Here is a 7010-nt window from a genome sequence, read left to right as displayed (position 1 = left end):
ATGGTGATCGTCGTGGTCGTCGTCGTGGTGATGATCGTCGTGGTCGTCGTCGTGACCATGATCGTGGTCGTGACCATCAAACTCAAGAAGGTCAATCCCTTCAAGCGCGTTCACAGTCACGACATCTGTACCTTCACTTTCGATCGACTCGACTGCATCCTGTGCCCAGCGGAACTCAGGACTATCAAGATAGATGAATATATCCGACTCTGCCACCTGCGTTTGAAGATTTGCAGTCGGCTCCCATCCATGGCCGATCTCGCCGGCTGGAACGGGATTGATAATATCCATATGCTCGCCTGCAATATTCTGCGTCCAGTCATACAGTGTGAAAAAGGCAGCATAGCCACCATCGCCGTCTAGTGATTCGGTTTCTCCGTTTCCTTGTGCTGCTGGTTCTGATCCATCCTCGCCGATACAGCCTGCAAGGACACCGGCAGTTACGACACCGGACGCCTTGAGAAGTCCTCTACGTGTACTGTTCATACATCCATATATCGAGTTATTAGTAAAAAGAGTTGTTATTATTATCCTATAGATTAATAACTAGACCATTTTCACGACTGTGATTTAATAACGTTACTCGGTTACGTCAACAGCTTCTGCGTCTGCAAGCGATCGAAGCGCTTCGGGATCGATCGGAAAGACCGCATTTGGTGTTCCAGCAGCGCCGTAAACGGTCTCATATGTCAAGAGCGTTGGATCAAACAGTGTTGGAACGTCGGTTTCGTGACAGAGTGGTGGGACGCCACCAATGCTCCAGCCGACAACCGATTTGATTCGATCGGGGTCCGCCATTGAAACGGAGCTGCCCGGCGCATCGAACTTACTTGCAACCGCATCCATGTCGACCCTGTTTGCACCGCTGGTAACGGCAACAATGAGTTCATCATCGACCGCGAGTACGATACTGCTTGCGATCTGTGCAACCTCACACCCAACCGCAGCAGCCGCATCAGCCGCTGTTTTTGTCCCCTCTGGGAACTCAACGACGTCCAGCTCGATTCCATATCGTTCGTGAGCGTTTTCGCAGAATGTCTCGGCTCGTTGGTGCATATACGTATTCTACCTGTAGCATATTCCTAATCTTGTATAATGGTGCGGACAGCGGCGAGATCGACAGCTGTTATTATGTCGACCCTGCACTCCCGGTCTCTTCGATCCGATCGGCGTACTTTTCCATCGACGTAGAGAGCGCGCTTCCAGCATCCAGATCCAACGTTGAGCCAACTGCCAGTAACGAAAACAGTGCATCACCGTACTCATCCTCACTCACCGAGAGTGCCTCCGGCTCACCACCATACCGTGAGGATTTCACTGCATCTGCGGTCATTTCGCCTACCTCTGCGGAGAGATCTAACAACCGATACGCTGGTGGGGCATCCAATTCGTGTGCAGCGAGAAATGCTTCAACCGATTTTTGTGCCTTGGAGAGCTCTGTCTCGCTCGGTGACATACTCGGTTCTGTCCGTGTCGTTGAAAAAAAATGTACCGATCGACACGATCAAATTATCACACCTGCCACCGTTAGTTCAGCTATCACAATTGCTGTTTGGCATCGGCGCGATCTTCGAACCGTCGACAACGAGGCATTGACGCAGGCTGCAAGTGACGGAGTTATCTGTCCACTGTTCGTGTTTGATCCATCATTTTACGATGGTCGAGGACGTGCCTGTGATGCCCGAATTGAATTTTTGTTCGAGTCGCTCGAAGCGCTCAAAACACAGTACCGAACGCTCGGTAGCGACCTCGAGCTTTTGTTTGGTGACCCAATCACGCGACTTCGTGAACTGCTTGAGAACAACATCGTTGATGCAATCTATTTCAACGCAGCAGTCACACATGGCAGGGCACGTGAGCGTGATGAAACCATCGCTGGGTGGCCTGAAACGACCGTATTCTACGATGATGGGATTGCTCGCAACGTCGCAGATACGAGAGACGACTGGGTAACACAGTGTACCACATATTTCACTGCTGAGCAGTATCCACAGCCCCAGCCACAGACGCTTTCTCCCCCGGATACACCGCCTGAAAGCGACTGCACGATCGACGAGATTCGGTCGCGGTTTGACGTGCACTCGCAAAAAACGCAGGTCCCAAGAGGCGGTCGAACCGCTGGAACTGCTCGGCTTGAGCGGTTCTGTGAGACGATCGGCATGTATCCACAGTCGATCTCACCGCCTGCGGCGGCTGAACAGCACTGTTCGCGACTCTCTCCATATCTCAAATTTGGCGTCCTCTCACTCCGTGAGGTGTACCAGACCGTTCAATCGGAGACGATCGACGGTCGTGGGCGTGCCATGTTTGAGAGCCGACTCTATTGGAACCGGCATTATACACAGAAACTACAGGAGTGGCCGGAATGGACGACAAAAAGTCTCAACCCAGTGTTTCGAAATCTGCACCGAAACGAGTTCGACGAGCGCCTCGATAGAGCGTGGCGAACCGGACAAACCGGATTTCCGATCGTTGATGCCGCAATGCGTGCGCTTGTCGAAACCGGATGGATCTCGTTTCGGATGCGATCGCTCGTTGCAACCTTTTATTCATACATTCTCAAACAATGGTGGAAGCGCGGTGCGGACTTTCTCTACTACCACTTGATTGATGCGGATCCTGCAATCAACTACACGCAATGGCAGTCACAGGCCGGACTCGTTGGCGTCCATCCGATCCGGGTGTACAACCCCCGAAAGCAGACGATCGAAAACGATCCAGACGGCACGTTCATCCGCAAGTATGTCCCCGAACTTGCACCGCTTCCAACAACACATCTCGCACAGCCTGACAAAACACCACTTGCAGTTCAAGCAGAATGTGGGGTGGAGATCGGTGAAACATATCCCTATCCAGTCGTCGAGTTCGAAGCAGAAGCCGCTGCGGCTCGATCGCTGTTTGAATCGCTCCATCCTCGAGCAACCGAAGCACTTCGGAGTGATCCCGAACTCATGCGCCGTGCATCGCTCTCGCGTCGGGCACGCCACGATACCACTGACCCAACGACTACAGACACCAGCAAATCACAGGCACAGCTAGATGATTTTTGAGCCTTTTGGTAGGCAGTGTAACACTCTCGAAATCCGGAATACGCATAAGGGATGTGTCCAATAATTCTGTATGAGTCTCACTGATGAGGAGCTCGATCGGCTTGCAGATGTCGTCGAGTTACAGCCAACAAAGAACCGAGAGCTACAGGACAAATGGGGGCTCGAAAGCGGTAGCGAAGTACATCAGTATCTCGAAGGACATCTCAAAGACTACTACTATCGAGACGATAACAGTCTGATCCGCGCCACAAGCGAGGCAAACGAGCTGGTTGATGTTGAACCGGGGGTTGTCGCGGACGACGACGATGGTGACGGGACACTCGATGCGATCCGCGTCAAGCCGCTTGAAGCGAAGGTGTTCGCAGTTGTTGCAGGCCCTGATGAAAAATCACAGAGTGTTGTGAGCGTGCTGCAGTCGCTCCGATCGGCATATGATATTGACCCTGCTGTCGATGACGTTCGAAAGGCACTCCAAAGCCTCAAACGAAAAGGCGCGGTTGAAGTGGTTTATCGAACGGTTCCAACCTTCAAATTGGCAGTTGAGCGTGACTCGATCGACGTCGACGTTATTGAGTAATCATCGCGATCGCCCGTTCTCGTTTCCGTCGCTGTGCTAATAGATCGACAATACCCTTTCCAGGGCCACCTTCGATCGGCCAGCCCTGCATTCGCCACTGTGGTGGTTCCGGCTCAAACGAGCCACAACTGCCGGCGCACTCTCTGACGGTTGGCAGTTTCTTTTTTGCTGCACAAAACGGGAGCAACGATCGCCCATCCCGTTGTAATTGAAACTGCCGACAGTCCGGCCGCATTGTTCGGTGATACGATCGCCACCCTCGGCCATAGGCTCGTTCTGCGAGCACAAGACGTTGATCAACACGACCGCCAACGGAATCCTCCGGTTTGTTCGACCGAAGCGACGTCGGATGCCAACGAACCGATCCGGACGTTGGCGTCACACCCGTCTCAAATGAGAGCGTGATAATCCCTGCCTCAACGGGAAACTGTTCAAGCAGTGCTGGAGAGATATGGTCTTTGGTTTCTGCGGTTGCAACCCAGACCTCATCAGCAAGCCGTGCAGTGACATCATGTTCAATCTGCTCCGCAAGCGAATCTGCTGCCGCTGCGGTGAGATCTGGTTTGTTTTCGATCGCCACAATTCGACGAACCCACTGTGGATAGGGTGCAATCCGTTTGATTTCGATCTTGTTCCCTCGCTTTCGGGTGTTCAGAATTCCCCGATCTGCGGCTCGATGAACCGACTCTCGCACATATCTCCAGTCGTAGGATGGCTTTGGAAGGGCGTTCCGATACCACTGCCACGACGCCGGAGCGTTCGTAACGACATGAAGTAGGTCCCGATCGAGCGCCTTGTCCCCGAACTGCGATCGCGTACGCAGCCCCTTTGGGTCACATTCAATGACGATCGTATCCCATCGTCGGTGTTTCGTACCGAGCTGTCTGGCAACAATATGTGGCCGTTCAGTGTCACCACTTGGAGGCCACGACAGTTCCGCCCATCGACAGACTCGGAGTTCGAACGCAAACTCGGAGCTATAACTATTCCATCCGCTCACAGTAGTAGTCTATAGCCAGCCGCAAAAAATGCGTGCTCTCTGCTTAGACGTAGCGGTCCTGCTCTTGTAACAGTTCGTCGAGGTAGTTGTGTGCCTCTTCGAATATTTCACGCGGACCATCCTGGGTGATTGTGTTTATCGCTTGATCATAGTCGCGCCACTGCAGGTCGCGGTGTTCTTTTGAGAGCTCTGCGCTCGCCTCAAACGAGTGTGCGATGAACAGGTGAACCGTTTTATGAATCGTTTTCCCGTTCGCTTCGAACACGTAGTCGTAGTCTCTACGGAAGCCGTCAATAAGGCGGAAATCGCTGATTCCGGCCTCTTCTTGGACCTCTCTGATTGCTGTTTGCTGGAGTTCCTCATTTCCTTCGACCCCGCCTTTGGGGAATTCCCAATCCCCAGGTCGGCTTTTCAGGAGTAAATACTCCCTTCGACCACGGGTATCGCGGAAGAGGATCGCTCCAGCGCTGATCGCCTCTACCGTCATTAAACACGGGTATGTGACCCCACGTTAAGAGGGTGTCGGAGGGATAGAGCGCGATTTCTGTGCGTGTGGTCATCTCCCGCGCCTCCGACTGCCGCGGTTGACCTGTCTAGATGACTTTTTTACTACGGACATACACTGAACGTCTACGGCGTTTCATATGACATTCGTCACAAAACTCAGTTTCCAATCCGGCGATCGAACAGTGTTAGAAAAAACAGTCTCCGACCTCAAATCGCTTATCGAACGAAAAGGTGGCGAATGCAAAGGCCCACACTCAGCACCACCGGACGACCTTCGAGTGCCGCTGTATCGGAATCTTAAACCGGGAAATACGTTCCCAAACTGGACCTACACCGTCTACTCTCGGCAGATGGAGATTCACGGTGCAGACCACATCGCCCGGGAAGTTGGCCATATGGACTTTCCGGACTCCGTTCATGTCGAAATCGAAGTTGAGCAAAAAAAGCCACTCGGACACCGAAAAAACTGAACACTGTAGAGGTCGCCGGCTTCTCACCATTTATTTTACCCAGGTCCGTCTTTCCTCATATATGAGCAATGCAACAGATACAGAGAGTCTCATTTCATTCCGGCGCGATCTTCACAAGCACCCTGAACCTGCGTGGTGTGAATTTTACACCACCGCTCGGTTGATCGAAGCACTCAACGAACGAAACCTTGATTCGATTCAGTTTGGCCCAGAAATCCACGCTGGTGATGCACGAAACAACGTTCCCGACGAGCAGTCACTCCAACAGTGGCGGAATCGGGCGCTTGAGGCTGGTGCTGATCCAGACACTGTCAAGGCGATCGGCGACGGATTTACCGGCGCAATTGCAACGCTCAAACAAGGTGATGGCCCGACGATCGGCCTTCGTGTCGATATCGACGCATTACCAATTCCCGAGGCAGAGACTGACGATCATATCCCTGCTGTGGAGGGATTCCGATCGGAGACGGATGGCTACATGCACGCGTGCGGGCATGACGTTCACACAACGATCGGCCTTGGTGTGATTGATGCAGTTGCAAAAAGTAGCTTCCAGGGTACACTGAAAGTTATTTTCCAACCGGGCGAAGAACAGATTGTTGGCGGCAAACCGATCGCAGAATCCGGGCATCTCGATGATATTGACGCATTATTGGCGGTTCATATCGGCCTCGACCATCCATCCGGCGAGATTGTGGCTGGTATTGATGGGTTCCTCGCAGTCTCACAGTTCCGTGCCAATTTTACTGGTGCCCCGTCACACGCTGGCGCGCGGCCTAATGAAGGGAACAACGCTGTCCAAGCCATGGCTGCGGCAATCCAGAATCTGTACGGGATTTCACGTCACGCGGACGGAGAAACGCGTGTCAATGCGGGGCTCGTTGGTGGCGGTACTGCAACAAACATCACTCCTGAAGAGGCATTCATCGAGGGAGAGGTCCGCGGTGAGACGACTGAGCTAATGGAATACATGGTCGATCGGGCGGACACAGTGATCGAGAGTGCTGCAGCAATGCATGACTGTACGGTTGACATTGAGCGACTTGGTGAAGCTCCGAGCGCGGTCAGCGATCCGGAACTCACGTCAGTTGTGATGGCCGCCGCAGAGAAGACACCGGGTGTCACATCAGTTATCGAACGTGACTCACTGGGTGGCAGTGAGGATGCAACCTATCTGATGCAGCGCGTCCAAGACAATGGCGGAGCTGCAGCGTATGTTGGTGTCGGAACGGACCACCCGGGCGGCCATCATACTCGTACCTTCGATGTGATGGAGGATGACATCCAGATCGGTATCGACGTGTTAGCGTCGGCGATCGAACAGCTCGGAAACTAAGATCAGCGGCCTTATTAGATCACTCACCCAGAGATATTTTTTAGCGTCAAGAGCCTTCCTCACAAGAGCT

9 protein-coding genes are annotated in these 7010 nt (G+C 53.1%); 4 read left to right on the top strand and 5 right to left on the bottom strand.

Features of this window, described 5'->3' with window-relative positions; all coding sequences use genetic code 11:
• The 3 genes from AArcSt2_RS10765 to AArcSt2_RS10755 all read right to left on the bottom strand — a co-directional run.
• Positions 1-486: metal ABC transporter solute-binding protein, Zn/Mn family (locus tag AArcSt2_RS10765; RefSeq protein ID WP_250584493.1), on the bottom strand; the 486-nt coding region annotated here is incomplete at its 3' end.
• 93 nt (positions 487-579) lie between these two features.
• A complete protein-coding gene (locus AArcSt2_RS10760; protein WP_174653484.1) occupies positions 580-1056 on the bottom strand; it encodes a YbaK/EbsC family protein in 477 nt (158 codons plus the stop codon).
• A 73-nt stretch (positions 1057-1129) separates the two neighbouring features.
• Complete coding sequence (locus AArcSt2_RS10755) at positions 1130-1456, bottom strand: nucleotide pyrophosphohydrolase (RefSeq protein ID WP_174653485.1); 327 nt, start codon at positions 1454-1456, stop codon at positions 1130-1132.
• On the opposite strand from AArcSt2_RS10755, the gene AArcSt2_RS10750 reads away from it, so the two are divergent.
• On the top strand, positions 1428-3050 hold the full coding sequence (locus tag AArcSt2_RS10750; protein ID WP_250584491.1) for an FAD-binding domain-containing protein: 1623 nt from the start codon (positions 1428-1430) through the stop codon (positions 3048-3050). The genes AArcSt2_RS10755 and AArcSt2_RS10750 overlap by 29 nt on opposite strands.
• Positions 3051-3120: 70 nt before the next feature.
• Complete coding sequence (locus tag AArcSt2_RS10745) at positions 3121-3627, top strand: DUF5797 family protein (protein ID WP_174653487.1); 507 nt, start codon at positions 3121-3123, stop codon at positions 3625-3627.
• On the opposite strand, the gene AArcSt2_RS10740 is transcribed toward AArcSt2_RS10745, so the two are convergent.
• Both AArcSt2_RS10740 and AArcSt2_RS10735 read right to left on the bottom strand, forming a co-directional pair.
• Positions 3617-4627 carry a DUF5787 family protein gene (locus tag AArcSt2_RS10740; protein WP_250584489.1) on the bottom strand — a complete coding sequence of 337 codons (1011 nt, stop codon included), beginning with the start codon at positions 4625-4627 and terminating at the stop codon, positions 3617-3619. The genes AArcSt2_RS10745 and AArcSt2_RS10740 overlap by 11 nt on opposite strands.
• Before the next feature lie 43 nt (positions 4628-4670).
• The gene (locus AArcSt2_RS10735; RefSeq protein WP_174653489.1) at positions 4671-5114 is read right to left on the bottom strand and encodes a bis(5'-nucleosyl)-tetraphosphatase; all 444 of its coding nucleotides are present in this window, start codon (positions 5112-5114) and stop codon (positions 4671-4673) included.
• 157 nt (positions 5115-5271) lie between these two features.
• Here AArcSt2_RS10735 and AArcSt2_RS10730 point away from each other — a divergent pair, with 157 nt between their 5' ends.
• Positions 5272-5604 (top strand): uS10/mL48 family ribosomal protein, encoded by a 333-nt coding sequence (locus AArcSt2_RS10730; RefSeq protein ID WP_174653490.1) that lies wholly within the window; start codon positions 5272-5274, stop codon positions 5602-5604.
• 61 nt (positions 5605-5665) lie between these two features.
• Positions 5666-6940 (top strand): amidohydrolase, encoded by a 1275-nt coding sequence (locus AArcSt2_RS10725; protein ID WP_250584487.1) that lies wholly within the window; start codon positions 5666-5668, stop codon positions 6938-6940.
• The last annotated feature ends 70 nt before the right edge of the window (positions 6941-7010 follow it).

The organism is Natronocalculus amylovorans, assembly GCF_023638035.1.
GTDB lineage: Archaea > Halobacteriota > Halobacteria > Halobacteriales > Haloferacaceae > Natronocalculus > Natronocalculus amylovorans.
Note: the sequence above shows the minus strand (reverse complement) of the source record. Positions and strands in the feature narration are given on the sequence as shown.

Coding starts and splice junctions, on each gene's coding strand:
- AArcSt2_RS10760 (WP_174653484.1), bottom strand. CDS start 1,056: ATGCACCAACGAGCCGAGACATTCTGCGAAAACGCTCACGAACGATAT.
- AArcSt2_RS10755 (WP_174653485.1), bottom strand. CDS start 1,456: ATGTCACCGAGCGAGACAGAGCTCTCCAAGGCACAAAAATCGGTTGAA.
- AArcSt2_RS10745 (WP_174653487.1), top strand. CDS start 3,121: ATGAGTCTCACTGATGAGGAGCTCGATCGGCTTGCAGATGTCGTCGAG.
- AArcSt2_RS10735 (WP_174653489.1), bottom strand. CDS start 5,114: ATGACGGTAGAGGCGATCAGCGCTGGAGCGATCCTCTTCCGCGATACC.
- AArcSt2_RS10730 (WP_174653490.1), top strand. CDS start 5,272: ATGACATTCGTCACAAAACTCAGTTTCCAATCCGGCGATCGAACAGTG.
- AArcSt2_RS10725 (WP_250584487.1), top strand. CDS start 5,666: ATGAGCAATGCAACAGATACAGAGAGTCTCATTTCATTCCGGCGCGAT.